This window comes from Nocardiopsis sp. TSRI0078 (assembly GCF_001905145.1).
Lineage (GTDB): Bacteria > Actinomycetota > Actinomycetes > Streptosporangiales > Streptosporangiaceae > Nocardiopsis.
Window position 1 is genome coordinate 195,455 of sequence record NZ_LWLB01000023.1, and the last position, 16,586, is coordinate 212,040.

At 73.2% G+C, this 16,586-nt stretch carries 12 protein-coding genes; 5 read left to right on the plus strand and 7 right to left on the minus strand.

All coding sequences use genetic code 11. The annotated features are described in order from the left end of the window. The first annotated feature begins 24 nt into the window (after nt 1–24). Both A6A08_RS15270 and A6A08_RS15275 read left to right on the plus strand, forming a co-directional pair. Entirely contained in the window at nt 25–1,593 is a 1,569-nt protein-coding gene (locus A6A08_RS15270; RefSeq protein WP_073703264.1) for an MFS transporter, read from the plus strand. A 499-nt stretch (nt 1,594–2,092) separates the two neighbouring features. Beyond that, on the plus strand, nt 2,093–3,922 hold the full coding sequence (locus tag A6A08_RS15275) for a hypothetical protein (RefSeq protein WP_143181771.1): 1,830 nt from the start codon (nt 2,093–2,095) through the stop codon (nt 3,920–3,922). Here A6A08_RS15275 and A6A08_RS15280 read toward each other — a convergent pair. From A6A08_RS15280 to A6A08_RS15290, 3 genes are all read right to left on the minus strand, one after another. Next, a complete protein-coding gene (locus tag A6A08_RS15280; RefSeq protein WP_073703266.1) occupies nt 3,919–4,509 on the minus strand; it encodes a DUF6199 family natural product biosynthesis protein in 591 nt (196 codons plus the stop codon). The two genes, A6A08_RS15275 and A6A08_RS15280, sit on opposite strands and share 4 nt — an antisense overlap. A 606-nt stretch (nt 4,510–5,115) precedes the next feature. Further along, the gene (locus A6A08_RS15285) at nt 5,116–6,156 is read right to left on the minus strand and encodes a class I mannose-6-phosphate isomerase (protein ID WP_242422643.1); all 1,041 of its coding nucleotides are present in this window, start codon (nt 6,154–6,156) and stop codon (nt 5,116–5,118) included. 32 nt (nt 6,157–6,188) lie between these two features. Beyond that, complete coding sequence (locus A6A08_RS15290) at nt 6,189–7,028, minus strand: SDR family oxidoreductase (protein ID WP_073703268.1); 840 nt, start codon at nt 7,026–7,028, stop codon at nt 6,189–6,191. A 310-nt stretch (nt 7,029–7,338) separates the two neighbouring features. On the opposite strand from A6A08_RS15290, the gene A6A08_RS15295 reads away from it, so the two are divergent. Further along, entirely contained in the window at nt 7,339–8,631 is a 1,293-nt protein-coding gene (locus tag A6A08_RS15295; protein WP_073703269.1) for a hypothetical protein, read from the plus strand. 75 nt (nt 8,632–8,706) lie between these two features. Here the strand turns inward: A6A08_RS15295 and A6A08_RS15300 are convergent, their stop codons facing one another. Together A6A08_RS15300 and A6A08_RS15305 are read right to left on the minus strand one after the other, a co-directional pair. Continuing rightward, nucleotides 8,707–9,165: a GNAT family N-acetyltransferase gene (locus tag A6A08_RS15300; protein WP_073703270.1), complete on the minus strand. Its 459-nt coding sequence runs from the start codon at nt 9,163–9,165 to the stop codon at nt 8,707–8,709. A 216-nt stretch (nt 9,166–9,381) separates the two neighbouring features. Beyond that, on the minus strand, nt 9,382–10,209 hold the full coding sequence (locus A6A08_RS15305) for a hypothetical protein (protein WP_073703271.1): 828 nt from the start codon (nt 10,207–10,209) through the stop codon (nt 9,382–9,384). A 229-nt stretch (nt 10,210–10,438) separates the two neighbouring features. Between A6A08_RS15305 and A6A08_RS15310 the strand changes: the two genes are divergently transcribed. Next, a complete protein-coding gene (locus A6A08_RS15310) occupies nt 10,439–12,208 on the plus strand; it encodes a PD-(D/E)XK nuclease family protein (RefSeq protein ID WP_073703272.1) in 1,770 nt (589 codons plus the stop codon). Here the strand turns inward: A6A08_RS15310 and A6A08_RS15315 are convergent. Both A6A08_RS15315 and A6A08_RS15320 read right to left on the minus strand, forming a co-directional pair. Next, entirely contained in the window at nt 12,166–14,133 is a 1,968-nt protein-coding gene (locus A6A08_RS15315; RefSeq protein WP_073703545.1) for an ABC transporter ATP-binding protein, read from the minus strand. The genes A6A08_RS15310 and A6A08_RS15315 overlap by 43 nt on opposite strands. A 480-nt stretch (nt 14,134–14,613) precedes the next feature. Further along, complete coding sequence (locus A6A08_RS15320) at nt 14,614–15,219, minus strand: histidine phosphatase family protein (protein WP_073703273.1); 606 nt, start codon at nt 15,217–15,219, stop codon at nt 14,614–14,616. Nucleotides 15,220–15,364: 145 nt separating this feature from the next. Here A6A08_RS15320 and A6A08_RS15325 point away from each other — a divergent pair, with 145 nt between their 5' ends. Next, nucleotides 15,365–16,558 carry a hypothetical protein gene (locus tag A6A08_RS15325; RefSeq protein WP_073703274.1) on the plus strand — a complete coding sequence of 398 codons (1,194 nt, stop codon included), beginning with the start codon at nt 15,365–15,367 and terminating at the stop codon, nt 16,556–16,558. The last annotated feature ends 28 nt before the right edge of the window (nt 16,559–16,586 follow it).

The following is a 16,586-nucleotide window of genomic DNA, read 5'->3' on the forward strand; positions in this document are numbered from 1 at the left end:
CTCGACGACGAAAGGAGCCGTGGCATGACCCGATCCAGCAGTGGCAGGGCAGGCCCGGCGGCATGGGCGGGCCTGGCCGTTCTCGCCCTACCGACCATCCTTCTGGGTCTGGACCTCACCGTTTTGCACCTGGCGCTGCCCTCGCTCGCCGTGGACCTTCGGCCCAGCGGCACCCAGGAGCTGTGGATCGTGGACTCCTACGGGTTCCTGATCGCCGGATTCCTCATCACCATGGGAACGCTCGGAGACCGGATCGGGCGCCGTCGCCTTCTGATGATCGGCGGCACCGCTTTCGTGGTCGCATCGCTTGCGGCCGCCTACTCGCCGACGCCCGAGACGCTCATCGCCTCCCGAGCCGCGCTGGGCGTGGCCGGTGCCACGCTCATGCCCTCCACGCTCGCGCTGATCAGCAACATGTTTCACGACACGCGGCAGCGCGCGCTCGCGATCGGCCTGTGGGCCACGTTCTTCGCCGGCGGCATGGCGGCCGGCCCGCTGGTCGGAGGTGTGCTGCTGCACCACTTCTGGTGGGGCGCCGCGTTCCTCCTCGCGGTCCCGGTGATCGGGGTGATGCTCGCCCTGGCCCCGTTCCTGCTGCCCGAGTACCGCGCCCCGCAGAGCGGCCGCTTCGATCTGCTCAGCGCGGTTCTGTCCTTGGTCGCCATCCTCCCGGTCGTCTACGCGGTCAAGGAGTTCGCCAAGGAGGGACCGAGCGCGAGCGTACTCGTTGCCGTGGTGATCGGCGCGGTCTTCTCAGCCGTGTTCGTGCGTCGCCAGCTCGCCCTCGACGACCCGCTGCTCGACGTGGCCCTGTTCGGCGACCGCGCCTTCAGCGTCGCCCTGGCGGTGATGCTCGTCGGCCTGGTGGGCGTCGGCGGGACCATGTTCTTGACCACGCAGTACCTGCAACTGGTCGAGGGGCTTTCTCCCCTGGCGGCCGGCCTGTGGTACGGACCGCCCGCGCTGATGATGATGCTCTCGTCGATCCTGGCACCGCTCCTGACCCGGTGGATCCGCCCGGGGTACGTGGTGGCGGGGGTGCTGGCGCTGTCCTCCGCAGGCTATTGCCTGATGGGCCTGGTGGGGCCGTCCACCGGACTGCTTCTGGTGGTCGCGTCCTTCTCCCTGGTCTACCTGGGGCTCGGAGCGATCGCGGCACTGGGCACCGACCTGGTCGTCGGCGCCGCGCCGCCCGAGAAGGCCGGATCGGCCTCGGCCATGTCGGAGACCGTCCAGGAGCTCGGCCTGGCGGCCGGCATCGCTTTGGTGGGAAGCCTGTCCGCCGCCGTCTACGGCAGCAGGATCCGGGCGGAGATGCCCGCCGGCGTCCCGGACGACACGGCCCGGATCGTGGAGAACAGCCTGTCCGGGGCCGCCTCCGTCGCCGGGGAGATCCCCGTACAGGTGCTGGACCAGGCGAAGGAGGCCTTCATCGCGGGGCTGAACACCGCGGGGTGGGCGGGGGCCGTGGTCATCCTCGTCCTGGCGGTGGTGACCGCGGTGATGCTACGGCACATCGGCGCCGAGGGAACCGCTGGCCCGGGAGGCGGCCCCGGGACGGTGGACCGGCCCGCCGCCGACCCCGCGCGGTGAGTGCGGGAGGTTTCGGGGACCGTTCCACGGTCTGCGGCCGGCGTCCCCGAAGGTCGGCGACCGTCTGTCCGGCGGCGAGTCGCTCCAAGTCCACGCTCGTATCGACGGCTGCCCCTCCAGCATCAGCGCGGAATCGGTGTCCCCCCACGCTTCTGGGACGGTCGAGACCGTGCGCATCACCGCCCTCCTCACCACCGGCGAGGCCTTCTGCGACCGGGGGCCGGAGAAGGACGAAGGGGAAAGCGAGGACGACCCGCGCAGCGGAGTCGTGGCATTGGGTGAGCCTCTGGGGACCGCCAGATCGTGGACTCCGACGGTGAGGGGATTCCCCGCCGCTGTCGACCGTCTCCGCCATGTGAACCGCGCAAGCGCTACAACCGCGCCCTGCCGCGGTGGCAACGATGTGGGCGAGCCACCTGCCCTGTCCACCCGCCGCGGACATGTCGGGACCGGGTCCCTAGACTTCCATCGCCGACGGCGGGACGGGAACGGACGGGACGTGGGATCGATGGGCGGACGGCTCAGGGACGTGCTCGGCTGGAGCGGGGTCGCAATACTCGTGGGTGCCCTGGCCCTCACCACTCCCCGGGTCTTCGGTTTCTCCGAGCACGCGGCACCCGGGCAGAACCTGTCGGTCCTGGTGGGAGCGACACTGCTCATGGCGGTCGCGGTGCTCAGTTTCGTGTCCCTGACCGCCACCCGCGACCCCGCCCACATCGCGGCGCACTCGTCCCTGGCCGGAGTGCTGGGGCGCGCGGCAATCGCCCTGGCGGGGCTGGTGCTGGTGTGGGCGACCTTCCCCACCCGGCACCTGGTCCTGACTGTCGACAACGAGAACTACCGGATGTTCCCCGAGTCGGTGACCGGGCTGTGGATCGGGGTCTGCCTCGTCACTCTGGGCATGGCGCTGGTGCTGTGCCTGGCCGCCGTCCTGCCGCTGCACCGGTGGAAGCGGGTACTGGCCGGCCTTGTGGCGGGGACGCTGGCGGTGGCCCTGGTCTGGGCGCTGACCCCTATCCTCACCCGGTTCCTCCTGGTCGAGCACACCGTGGCCGAAGCCGCGGGTGAACCCGCCCCGGTCCCCACCACCGTCAGCCGAGTGGGATGGACCTGGCAGCCCGAGCACCCCGTACTGGACGTGGAACGGGGATCGCACGGACCGATCGTGCGCTACGCCGACGGACTCGTGGCCCTGGACGGGACCACCGGCGAGGAGCTGTGGACCTACCGGCTGCCCTACGCGCGGCAGGTGGAGACCGGAGTGTTCGCGGGCCAGGACCGCTACGCCTACCTGCTGCACATCGCCGAGGCCCAGCCCGAACCGGAGACCCGGGCGATGGTCGTACTGGACGCCGCGACCGGCGAGGTGATCCACGACGCGCCCATGCCCGAACTGGCACAGGAGGGCGAGGAAGAGCTGGCGAATATCCACTACCTCGCCCCCAACGTGCGCGTCTTCCTCGTCTATGAGGGCGGACAGCCCCTGGTGGTCGCCCATGCCACGGACTCCACCGAACGCCTGTGGGAGTTCGCGCTGGACACACCTGACGGACACCTGTGCCTGTGGGGGAACGACGGCGGCGTCCGCGGCTACGGCGACCGGGTCCTGGTGGCCCGTCTGTGCCTGGAGGACCCGGAGGTGGAGTACAACCTGAGCGCCGCCCTCGCGGACATGGACGTGCCCGCCGGCGCGGTGGAGAGCGTGATCGCGCTGGACGCCACCACCGGAGAGCAGGTGTGGCGCCACGAGTGGACGCCCGACGACCTTCCCCACGTCGCCGTGCCCGGTGTCGGAACCGTGCGTGAGTCCCACGGGGGCGCGCCGGTGGCCCTGACCCCGGGCGGCACCTTCGCCCTGTCCGACGGCGAGTCCGTCCAGGCCGCTCCCGAGACGCCTGAGGGGGCCAAGGACCACACCCTGGCGATCGACACCGGGGGAGCGGTGGTGATGCGCGACCAGAGGGACGAGGAGTCCGGCTGGATCCTGCACACTGACGCCTCGGGCGAGGTGGTCCAGCGCACGCGGATCGAGTGGGACCTGTGGTGGGACATGGAGGGAGCCACTGTCCTGGGCGCGGCACTGGCTGTGCCTCGGATCCTCCACGACACCGCCGACCGCCAGGACCGCGCGCTTGCGGTTCTGCCCTTGGAGGCCGGTGCGGACGAGGACGACCGGGTCCTGGTCGGCTTCGGTGACGAGCGACTGCCTGACCTCACCCATGGCTTGCTGGACGAGGTCGGACACCAGGCCCTGGCCGTTCCCGGAGCGGTGGTGTCCTACCTGGAGGTCACGAGCGATTCCATACCCCTGCGCGGCCTGGTCCCCTAACACCCCTGCTGACAGTGGCGCACGGTCGAGCCCTCGCTGTCCAGGACACGGCGCTCGCCCAGCGGCTCCTCCAGCTTGACGACCCGCTCCACGGGGGTGTCGGGCTCGTGGCCGCACGCCTGCGGCCGCTTCTCGATCCGCACCAGCAGGCTGACGGTGTCCGTGTCCTCGGTGGCACGCACGGAGGGGTCCATGGTGCAGTGGCCGGTGTCGACGTAGACCACCAGGCCGTCGTCGGTGGCGGTGTAGCCGTGGATGCGGCCCTGGATGGTCAACGTGGTGGTGAGCGTGTGTTCCTCCGGTGAGAATGCCGGTGAGGGTTCGGCCTCCTCGGTCGCGGAAGCCTCGGCCCGATCCTCAGAGGCCGGTGAGGGGGCGGGCTGCCACACCTGCGCCCACACCACGAGGCAGACCACGATCAGCACCGCGGCGCCGACCCGTTGCATGGCGAACCAGGCCTCGGAAGGGTGGTTGGCCTCGGGGTCGCGGTACTGCCAGGCCCGCAGCTGCCAGGCCACCTGGGGGTAGATCAGCACCACGACGGCTCCGATGACCGTCACGAACAACAACACGTGCAGGGCGGTCACACGTGATCCTTTCCGGGCAGGTACGGGGGTCTGGGGTTGGAGGGGCGCTGACGTCCGGCGGTTCCCCGGTCACACGCAGATCGTATGGGTACGGCTGTGTCCGGCCTTGCCCGCGGGTACCAGAGGCGACCGCGGTCCCCGTGAGGACGCTGCCCGGTGGTCTGGTGCCCGGCGCTCCGATCCGGTAGCGGCCCTCGGACACGCCGCGGACCGGAACCCTCGGTGGGGGTTCCGGGCCGCGGCGTGTCAGCCGTGCGGACCCCGGGGTCCGTCGGGCCCAAGCACGTGTCCACGCGTTGGCCCCGATGACACGTACCAGCTTCGCGTGGCTTCCCACGGGGATCCTTTCCCAGAGCTGAGGCGCTCGCGGCGGTCAGGGACAGGTGCCGGCCTCACACCGGGCGACCGGCTCACCCGCGCTGTCCACTACCTCGCGGTCACCCAGGGGGCCTCTCAGCGAGATCCAGTCCTGGATCACGTCGTCATCCTCCCGGCGGAGGGCGTCGCCAGGGCCGATGGGGACGTGAACACTGTCGGCGCGGATGACGGGCCCGCGCCGCTCTCGCGATGACCCCGGCCCCGCGGAGAAACGGCGCGTTCTCCGGTTCACCGGACTTCGCCGAGGGTGGCGATGACCTCGGGAGGGTAGCCGGCGGCGGCCAGCGGGGTGACCACGTCGCGGGCCAGGTCGGGCAGGTAGCCGAACAGCACATCGGCCGGGCCCGTGATCTCCACCTCGCCCACCGCGGCCGGCAGCAGCAGGGTCTGGGCCCGGCCCATCTCCCCCCTCCAGGTCCCGGAGCGCACCTGGACGGGAGCCCCGACGTTGGTGAGTACCTGCGCGGTGGCGAACGAGTGGCGCAGGGGTTCGGCGGTGCCCGCGTGCCAGCGCTCGAGCGCGAAGTACGGTCCGGCGCAGCAGAACACCCGCTCCACACCGTCGCCGACCCCGACCCTCAGTCCGGCGTGGAAGTTCGGCCTGGACTCCAGCCGGACCTCGGCCAGCAACGCCTCCAGGTTCGCGTGCCACTGCTCGTCCGGAACCGGCGAGCCGTCCTCCATGTCCCAGCGCATCGCGTGCTGTTGGATGTCGGAGGTCTGCTCGATCTCGTAGACCAGGGTTCGGGGGCCGAAGCTGTGCAGCGTGCCGCCCGGGACGTAGATCGTCTCCCCCGGCCGCACCGGCAACCGGCGCAGCACGGCGTCGAAGTCCTGGTCGAGCAGCGCCTGGTGGAGGCCCTCCTGCGTCACCCCGTGCCTGAGCCCGCACAGGGCGGTGGCCCCGGGAGACGCGTCGAGGATGTGCCAGGCCTCGGTCTTGCCGTTGGCCTGGCCCTCCAGGCGCTGGGCGGTGGCGTCGTCGGCGTGCAGATGCACCGGCAGCGTCCCGGAGGCGTCGATGAACTTGGTCAGTACCGGAAAGCACTCCCCGGACCACCCCTCACCCATCAACTCCTCCGGGTGTTCCGTGACGAGTTCGCGCAGCGACCGGCCGGCCAGGGGGCCGTCGAGTACCGTGCTGCCGTTGCCGCTGACGTCGCTGACCTCCCAGGTCTCCCCGATGGCCCAGTCGGGCAGTCCTTCCTTGCCCAGGTGGCGAGCGATGGAGTGGCCGCCGAACACCAGCTGCCGGGACGGAGCGCTCACCCGCAGCGGACACCAGTCCGCGGACGTCCCCGTCACAGGACCGGCTTTCCGCCGGTGACCGCGATGCGGGCACCGGAGACGTAGCTGGCCTCGTCCGAGGCCAGCATCACGTACACCGGGGCCAGTTCGGCCGGCTGCCCGGCACGGGCCAGTGGTACCTCGGAGCCGAAGCTCTCCACCTGCTCGGGCGGCATGGTCGAGGGGATCAGCGGGGTCCAGATCGGCCCCGGGGCCACGGAGTTGGCCCGGATGCCCCTCGGGGCCAGCATCTGGGCCAGTGTGGCGGCCATGTTGGCGATGCCGGCCTTGGTGACGTTGTAGGGCAGCAGGGTGGGAGGCGGGCTGTCGGAGTTGACCGATGTCGTCCCGATGATCGACGAGCCGGGCCGCATGTGCGGCACGGCGGCCTTGGCGAGGTGGAAGAACGCGCTGAGGTTGGTCGCCAGGGTGTGGTCCCACTCCTCGTCGGGGATCTCCTCGAGCGTCTCGTGGGTCATCTGGAATGCGGCGTTGTTGACCAGCACGTCCACCCGGCCGAACTCCTCCACCGCCTTCGCGACGAGGGCCCGGCAGTGGGCCGGTTCGACCACGTCCCCGGGGACCAGGACGGCCTTTCGCCCCGCTTCCCGCACCCATCTCGCGGTCTCCTGCGCGTCATCGTGCTCGTCCAGGTAACCGATGAGCACGTCGGCGCCCTCGCGGGCGAAAGCTATGGCCACCGCTCGCCCGATACCGCTGTCGGCACCGGTGATGACGGCCGCCTTGCCGGCGAGTCGTCCCGACCCCCGGTAGGACTCCTCGCCGTGGTCGGGCCTGGGGTCCATGGCGTCGGTTCGCCCGGGCGGGGTCTGCTGCTGCGAAGGCTGGGCCATGATGTCCTCCCGTAGAACGAGTAACCACAATGCTACTTTCCGTGTGCACCGATGGCGGGAAGAGGCACGGCCACCTCCGCAAAGGCCGAATTCAACGCCGGGCGCCCCACCACCGAGGGCGGGCGGCCCCGCCTGAGGTTCACGAGGCCCGGAGTACGGTCGGGCGGACCCGCGAATCCGCTGGTCACGGAACCGGAGGACCCCTTGGGAACGGGGCGGGAGCGACTTTCGGCGTTTTCCCACGCGGGTGTGCGCGGCACGGTTAGCCTGGTGCCGTTTTGGCAGCTCGCCCACTTTCTGTGACGGGTCAATGACTGAGAGCATCTACTCCGCTGTACACGCGTGCCTGGACTGGGCCCGGACGATCGAGCCCCGGCCCGTCCTGGACCCCGACAGCCTGCTGTTCCTGCTGACGGCCCACATGGACGCCGGCGCGTCCGGCCCAGGGGACTGGTCCGCCGCGGACGTCCACGGCATCGCCCGCACCGTCCGTGCCTGGGAGCGGGTACCCGAAGGCCTGCGGGAGACCTGGCTGACCTGGTGCGACTTCCTGGTCGAACAGGGACGGCTGCTGTCCGCGGAGAGCCCGCGCGGGCTGCGCGCGGCCATCGCGGAGGTGGACCTCACGCCCGGCGGACCGCCGCCCGAGGAGCCGGCCGACGAGGCCGCGCTGCCGATCCTGGACCGGCTCGGCGTCGGCGAGAACGGCAGACCCGAGGCGGTCCCCCCGATCGTCCCGGCCGGACCGGTGGAACTGGACGCGGCGGCGCACCTGTGCCGCCCCCTGACCGACGCCGCACGGCTGGCGGAGTGGGTGGGCACGGGCAGGATCCTGGGTTCCGGCGGCACCGGGGAAGACGCGCTCCTGGAGTGCGACGCCCAGGACGCGGCCGCCGACCTGGGCCTTCCCCCCGAGAGGGTGCCCGTCCTGTTCGCCGTGGCACGCGGCTCGGGCCTGCTGCGCACCACCTACACCAAGGTGCTGCCCGGCCCTGCGGCGCGGACCTGGCTGGACGGGGAGCCGGGGGCGGCCGCCGACGCCTGGGCCGACGCCCTGCTGACCATGGCCGAGCCGTACGGGGTGACGGTGTTCCTGCTGCTCACCGACCTGTTCGTGCACGGGCGGGCGCGCACGCCCGCCCAGCTGGCGACGGCGTACGGGCCCGGGGTCGCGCTCGGCGACGGGGCCCCCGACGGGCACGTCCACCAGGTGCTGGAAGTGCTGGCCGGCCTGGGCGCGGTCGACCGGCTCGCCGACGACCGCTTCCTCGTCACCCGGCTCGGCGACCACTTCATGGTGCGGCAGCTGCGCCGGTCGGGGGCCGACATCGTGGTCACCCCGCCCGTGGCCGAGATGGACGCCGCACGGGTGCTCGACCTGCTGGAGGAGGGCCGCCCGGTGGACACCGAGGGGCTGTTGGAGCGGTGGGTGGCCGCCCGCGACACCGAGAGCGCGGTGCTCGGGCTGTTCCAGGCCACCAGCACCCCCGGGGCCCGGTACCGCCGCAGGCGGGTGGCCCGCCTGCTCACCGCCCTGGACGGGAGCCCGGCCCCCTCCCCCCGGCCGTACGCGCCCCACCCGGCCGAACACGGGGCACTGTGAGCGCACGGCACGCGCCCGTCCGGTCCGGGCCGCTCCCCGCTCCGCGCCGGGGCGGGGAGGAGCGGCCGGGCCGGGTCAGTCCTTCACGACGAGTTCGTAGGCCAGGAGGGTGACACCGGGCATCGGCGTCCAATCGCGTTCGGGTACCCGCTCGAAGCCGCGGGCGCGGTAGACGTACTGGGCCGAGACCATCTCGGGCAGGGTGGACAGCAGGAGTCTGGCGACCCCCTCCTCACGGGCCCGTTCGACGAGGGCGTTGACCAGGTCCCGGCCCACACCGCGCCCGCGGGCCTGGGGGGAGACGGCGAAGGCCCGGATCTCGGCCTCGTCGGCGTTGCGGGCGATCTCGCTCTCCGGCGACCAGGGTTCGAACATGATCGTCCCCAGGAGGCGTTGCTCCTCGTCGGCGGCGACCAGGATCTCACCGCGACCGTCCGTTCCCAGGAGGCGCAGTGCCTCGACGTAGGCCGGATTCGCGTCCAACAGGCCGTCGGCCGTGTAGGCCATCACGCGCAGTTCGCTGACGGCGTTCATCTCATCGGGAAGTACTCGACGCACGATCATGCACGTCATTCAACATGATGAGGGGGTGCCCAGCGCCAGTCCGCCGCACCACCCGGAGAGTCGAAAACGTCACCGTGAGTGACTCTTTACGGAGGTTTATCCCCCGTCGCCGTCAAGGAAGAGGACCGGATGGCGGTGGACACGGCGCGTCCGGCCGGCGCGTGTACTCCGGCCGGACGCCGTCCGTCAGGTCTGTCCGATGGCCTCGCACTCCTCCTGGTTCTCGAACTCCTCCCGGTCGTAGGCGTCCTTGGGCACGCCCCTGGGCTCCTCGCCCTCGGGGAACTCGTCGGGGTAGGCGGGGGTGAGGGTGTACTCCTCCACGCAGTGCACGGGCCCGGTGGAACTCCACCAGTTCGGCCACGCCTCCAGGGCCTCTCCTCCCACGTCGTAGAGGGACACCTCCCCGAAGTGCGAGGTGACCAGGCGCACCGACACCGGTTCCCCGGGCCGGGCGACGGGGTGGACGATCGTGTACTCGGTGTGCACCGCCAGGTAGTCCTGGCCGTGTTCGTCGCGGGCCGCCTCGGCGTACATCGCGCCGTCCACCTTCACCACGTCACCGATGGGTTCGGCCGTCCCGGGCGTGATGTTGAAGGTCACGTGACGGCTGCTGAGCTCGAAGTCCTCGCTGTCGAAGTTGTCCAGGTACCACTTCAGCGCCTGGCCCGAGAGCAGTGCGGTGAACTCGCTGTTGTCCCCGTCGAAGACCGCGTCCTGGTTCAGGTAGACGGCCTCCAGGAGGTCCTGGGTGAGGGAGTAGGCCTGGGCCACCTGCTCCTCGGTGAAGGATCCGGCGGGTTCGGCCTCGGGGACGTCGAAGCCCTCGCCGTAGTCCTCGGCGGGACTCCCGGCGAAGGGGGCGTCGCGGTCGACCTGGTCGAAGGAGTCCATCGGGACCCCGGTGACCACGCTCTGCGCGTACCGGTCCAGGTCCTCCAGTGAGACGCAGCCGGTGAGGGTGAGCGTGAGGAGCGCCGCCGCGCAGGAGGCGGCGGAGACGCGTCGTGACATGGGGGATGCCTTTGTTCTGTTCGTTCTTTCTGGGATGTATGCGAACTGAATCCGCTTTGAGCGTTTCTATCACCCTGATCGGACACACCCCGACGCCTCTTCCCGAAGCGTCCGGCGGCGTCGGACCGGGGCGGCCGCACGCTCACGGGAGGTTGTCCACAGGCCCCGGGCGCCGAAGCCCCGATCATGCCACTCTTCTTTGGAGGGGAGTCTTTCGAGGGGAGGCCCCGTGCCAGACCACGCGACCGACGACCACGGGCCCGTACCCGTCGTCCGCCTCTTCAGCGACGCGGCGGCCACCGCACGGGGGGACTGCCCCGAGCACCGCCGGATCAGAGCCGACCACGCCCTCGGCGGGGAAGGTCCCCGTGTGCGCGCGTCGCCGCCCGACGCGTCCCTCGCCTTCCTCGACGCCGTCCTGGACCTGGTCGAGCACCGGGGCCGAACGCTCGGGGACGCGTGCGCGCGCCCGGCCCCGCCCGGCGGACCGGGCGGCGGCCTGCCGGGAGCACGGGCCGCACCCCCGCACACGGGCCTGCTGGCCTGGGTCCGGCACGCAGCGCGGTCCTACCTGGACGCCCTGGCCCGGGACGACGAGCGCGACGGCCTCCGGCGCGCCCCGGCCCCCGACTTCTGGGTCCGCCAGTACATGCCCGACCGCGGCACACCGAACTCCCGGCCCTACGAGGTGTGCGCCCGGGGTCGCGGATACACCTACCTGTCGGGCGCGGACCGGGTACGGGAGCTGCGCATCCCGGTCATGGGAGCGGCGGGTGAGCGGGAGCCCGCCCGTGCGGAGGCGGCGGTCGCCGCCTACGTGCTCGCCACCGGCACGCAGGTCGACCGGGACGCCTGCGCGGCCAGGCCCCGGCGCTACCTGGAGGGCGCCCCCTACCCGATGCGGGCGCGCGGCCCCGGCCCGCCGGACCGGGTGCGGGTGGTCCGGGTGTCCTGCCTCGACTCCTCCACCGCCGTGCTCTACGACGGCTCCGCCGCCGACGCGGAGGAGGCCTTCGCCTCGGCGGGCAGGGAGGGGCTGCGCTCGGCCCTGGCGGGAGGTGCCCGCTCCCCCGGCCGGGACTGCCTGTCGTGCGGGGCGCGGCCGGGGTGCGGGCGACTGCCCCGGGCCCCCGGCCTCCTCGGAGTCCGCGACCGCTCCCGGCCCCGGCGTTCCTGGTCGGTGGGCCTCGGCCTGCACCACCGGGACTGCCCCGCCAGGGCGTACCTGCACTCCCTGGGCCTTCCGGCCGACGGCGACCGCGAACCGGCCGGGGCCCGGCTCGACCGCGCCGTGCGCGCGTGGTTGGCGCGACTGCACGCGCGCCTGCCCCGGCGGCCCTGCACCCCCGACGACCTCCCCCCGGACCACGGCTCCTGGTCCGCCGCGGGACGGGGGCTGGAGGGCGGGCAGGCCCACCGGGGCGCGGCGATGATCGCCGCCCACAGCGAGGTCTGCCCGCTGCGCGGCCTGCCCTCGGGAGGCCACGTCCGGATCGACCACACCCTGGCCGCCGACGACACCCTCGCCGACGTCCTGGTCCTGGCCCGGGCCGACGTGCTCCACCACCGGGGCGGGTCCTGGATCTACCGCGCCGTCGGCACGGCCGCCGGCACACCCCTCCCGGACGGCCCCCGCCTGCTGCCCCTCGAACCCGGGCTGGCCCTGGCGGTGCTGTTCTTCTCCTGTGGCGCCCTGCCTCAGGGGCCGGGCTCGGCGGTCGAACTGGAGGTCCTCGCCCCCGACGGCGCCCGCGTGATCTCCCTCGATCCGGCCGAGGCCCGTGTCAGGGCCGAGGCCCGGCGGGTGGTCCACGCACTCGCCGGGCCCTGGCACCGCGACCCGTCCCATCCCCCCGCCCCCGGCCGGGCCTGCCGGGACTGCCCCTACCGGCGCTGGTGCCCGGACACGGACGACCGGTGGGATCCCACCGGAGGGACGCGGCCGGGCTCCCCCGGTCAGGCGCTCGACCCGCGCTCGGAGGCGTCGGAGAACCGGTAGGCGCCGGCCTGCAGGTCCCACAGCTCCCGGTAGAGCCCGTCGGCGGCCAGCAGGTCGGCGTGGCCGCCCTGCTCCACCACCCTGCCCCCGCGCAGCACGACGATGTGGTCGGCCATCCGCACCGACGCCAGCCGGTGGGTGATGAGGACGACCGCGGCGCCGGTGCGTCCGGCGTGGGCGTGCAGGGAGGCGAAGAAGGCGTGCTCGGCGCGGGCGTCCAGCGCGGCGGTGGGCTCGTCGGCGATGAGCAGCGGCGTCTCCTCGCCGTCGTCGCCCCGGTAGAAGCCCCGGGCGGCGGCCAGGCGCTGCCACTGACCGCCGGAGGGTTCGGCGCCGTCCGCGAAGCGCTTGTCCAGGAGGGTCTCCCAACCGTGGTCGAGCTCCTCGACCACGGTGTCGGCCCGGGAGGCCCGGGCCGCGCGCTCCAGGCGCCCGGGGTCGCCGTCGGGGCTGCTCATGACCACGTTGCGGCGCGCGGTGAGCGGCCAGTGGGTGTGGTCCTGGGCGATGACGGCGATCCGGCGGCGCAGTCCGGTGCCGTCCACCCCGGCCAGGTCGGTGTCGTCCCAGAGCACCCGGCCGCCGCTCGGGCCGTACAGGCCCGACAGCAGTTTGGACAGCGTGGTCTTGCCCGATCCGTTCTCCCCGACCAGGGCGACGGTCCGGCCACGCCGGATGGTGAGGCTGACGCCGTCCAGGGCCGGGGCCTGCCCGTCCTCGCGTCCCGGGTAGGAGAAGGTGACGTTCTCGACGCGGATCTCCTCGAAGCCCTCCGGGGCCGGAGCGGGCTCCGTCCGGGGCAGCCGCCGCCGGGCCTCCTCGTCGAAGGCCACGAAGTCGGAGAAGTACAGGCCCGACTCGTACACCAGGGTCAGGGAGGACAGGGCGTTGCCCAGAGCGCCCTGGGCGACCCGGATGGCGACCACTGCGGCCCCGGCCACGGCGATCTCCACGGTCCCGTCGACCAGCAGCAGCCCCAGGGCCGCGAACACCGCGGCGGTCACCAGGCCCCCGGCCGTGTCCCCGGCCAGCCGGATGAGGGACTGGCGGGTGGCCAGGCTCAGCTGGATGTCCATCTCCCGGTGTGCGACCCTGTCGAACTCCGCGAGCAGCCGCCGCTCCATGGTGAAGGAGCGGACCTCGGCGGCGCTCTTGCGGTCGATCATGATGTGCTCCAGCAGCAGCTTGCGGCGGCGGCCCTCGGTGAAGGCCAAGAGCATGCGGTAGCGCATGCGCGCCGCGGCGGCCGAACCCCACCACTGGGGGACCACGGCCAGGAGCAGCAGCGGCAGCAGGACGGGGTGCAGGACGCCCAGGACGCCCGCCGCGGCCACCAGGCCCACCGCACCGGTGAGCACGTCGGCGGTGTGCCGGACCAGGGCGCCCGCCTCGTCGCTGCCGCGCACGTAGCAGCGGAACAGGTGGTCGTGGAACCCGCTGTCGTCGAAGGCCCGCAGTTCGACCGCGGTGCAGTGGCGCAGCAGCTGCTTCTCCGCGGTGAGCACGACCTGCGGTTCCAGCCGCGCCTGGGCGCGTCCCGCTGCGGCCGAGCAGGCCCCGCGCAGCACCAGGGCCGTCGCCAGCAGCACCAGGGAGGGCAGGGCCGCCAGGACCCGGTCGGGGGTGGGCACGGCGGCGAAGAGCTCGCCGAGCACGCCGGTGGTGGCCACCAGCGCCCAGGCCGTGGCGGCGCCGACCCCCGCGTTGAGCGCGGCGGCCGCCACGACGTCGCGCGGGCTGCTGCGCCAGGCCAGTGCGGCGGCCTGTGCGGCCAGGGCGGGCATGCGGCGCCCGATCCTCGCCCACGTCGCCTCGGCGGCCTGGTCGCCGAAGTGCCGCCACATGGGGGTGGCCAGCTCGGGCAGGGACAGGCCCTCCTCGTCGGTGTCGTCGGCGGTGTCGGGGGCGGGCTGTGCGGTGCGCATCCTGGCGTCCCTCCGGTGGTGTGGGATCCGGTCGGTGCCCGGGTCCGACCGCACGGCACGGCGGTCACAGGTCGCACCGGGAGTGCCCTTCCGTGTGCTCGTGCGCGACCCCGGTCCTCGGGCGCTGCCGATCATCGCCCCGGGGCACGACAGCCGGGAAGGGGGTCCTCCGGTTGTGGACGACCGGATACCGCTCGTCCCGGCGCGCCCCGCGCCGCCGAAGCCCGGCGGCGGGGGTGCCTGGGTCCGACACCGGATTCGAAAACCTGTCGGATAGATCCCGTCCGGATCCGCCCCGGATACGGGTGGCACCAAAGCGGCCCCCACCGTCACCGTTCCCGGGGCCGCATCGGCCCGAATCCCGGGGCGGCGGCCGGTGCCCGCCGACCGCCCCGGCGCGAGGACCGGGGTTGCGCGCGAAGGCCCGCGGCGACCGCTCCCCCGCTTCCCGTGGAGCCCGCTCCGGGCCGGGCCGAGGGGTCAGGGTGCCGCGGAGGAGGGCACGTTCCAGGAGATGAGCGCGCGCCGTCCGTGCTCGTGGCCCAGCGTGCTCAGCGCGGCCGTGCCCAGGGTGAACAGCGACCCCGACGCGGGAGGCAGCCCCAGCCAGCGCGCGGTGAGCACACGCAGGAGGTGGCTGTGCGCCACCAGCACCACGTCGGGCTCCGCGTCCCCCAGCAGGGGCTCCACCCGCTCCAGGACCCGGTCGGCCCGCTCCCCGACCCGCTCCACGCTCTCCCCCGGGTGCTCGGGACCGCCCGGGACGATCCCGTCCCGCCACAGGTACCACCCGGGGCGCTCGCGCTGGATGTCGACGGTGGTGATCCCCTCGTAGCCGCCGTAGTCCCACTCGGCCAGGTCGGGGTCGGTCACGGCCCCCGCCAACCCGGCCAGCTCGGCGGTGCGCACCGCACGCCGCAGCGGGCTGGTCACCACCCGCCCGACGTCGCGTGAGGCCAGCAGTGGGCGCAGCGCCGCGGCCTGGCGCTCGCCCTCCTCGGTCAGGGGGAGGTCGGTCCGCCCGGTGTGCCGACGCGTCCGGCTCCACTCGGTCTCCCCGTGCCTGATCAGTACCAGTTCGCCCATAGACCTGTTCCTGCCCCGCGAACGGGCGGAGGACGCACAGGCCGGGTCGGCGACGGTCCGCGACGGCGGTGCCCGGACGGCCGCGGGAGGGGCCGATCTCGCGGATGCCCGGCGCGGGAGCGCTTTGGTCGCTACCCTCCTCACCATGACGCAGCACACCGCAACCAGTGACGTGGGGGACCCCCTCCCCCTCGAGGCGCCCCAGCCCCGCTTCCACCGGCCAGGCGAGGACCTGGCCGCGGCCATGGAGTGCGTGCGCTGCAAGGAGCAGGGCATCAGCGTCCCGCCGGGCGGCGCTCCCAGGAGGCTGACCAACTCCGAGGCCAAGAGGGCCAAGAAGGAGAGGAAGCGCGCCCAGGCCGAGGCGCGGGCCAAGCCCCAGGTGAAGGTTCCGGCCGACCGCAGGCGTGTGCCGCGGATGGGCCCCCACCACGCGGAGTTCTTCCGCGACCTGTGGGCGCGCACGGCCGCGGAGCGGGCGGGCACCTTCCCGGACGCCCGCCTGCTCGCGCTCACCTTCGCCCTGCGGGGCGCGCTGAGGGGGCAGGCGAACTTCACCGGCCAGGACCTGCGCATACTGCGCCTGGAGGACGCCCACGCGGCGCTGAGCGACCTGACCTCGCCGGGGTGGCTGGACACCACGCCGGAGAGGGTGATCGAGGCCGACGCCGCCAACCCGGCCCTGTGCGACCTGCCCAGCCTGGCCGGCGGCCCCTGGAAGGTCGGCAACGGCGTCCGGTCGCGGGCCTCGGGGTGGTTCATGCGCACCCTCGCCCACAAGAAGATGCGCAAGAAGCCCAACCGACTCCGGCTCCTGGCCGCCCACCTGGCCCTGCACGCCGAACCCGGGGGCCGGATCCGCGTCCCGGCCGCGGAGGCCGTGGACGCCTGTGCCCTGTCCGGCACCGGCGAGTTGGCGGAGCTGCTCACGTGGCTGACGGAGATCTCGTGGATCGAGGGCCTGAGCGCCGACGGCGGAGTCGTGGGCGCCTCCCTCACCGAGGTCACCCTGCCCCTGGCCTACCAGCCCCTCCCCCCGCCGACCCCACCGCGCACCGTGCCGGCCACCACCCCGCTGGACGTGCCCGTGGCCGACCGCGCCCGCGACCTGGTCCGGGGCCGGGAGGAGCGGGTGGCGCGCTGGGTGGACGACTACCGCGCCGAGCACGGCCACGGCCCCAGCTGGTCGGCGGTCGCGGACGCCTTCGCCTGGCCGCCGCGCCAGGCGCCGGACCACGACGTCACCCACGAGGTGTTCCGCCTCCTGGCCGAGGGCGGCTGGCTGACCGGCTTCGGCGTGCCCTTCGGCCTGCGTTCGGGAAGGGGGACCCCGGTCTGAGGAGGTGCGGGCGGAGGGCGCGGGGGCA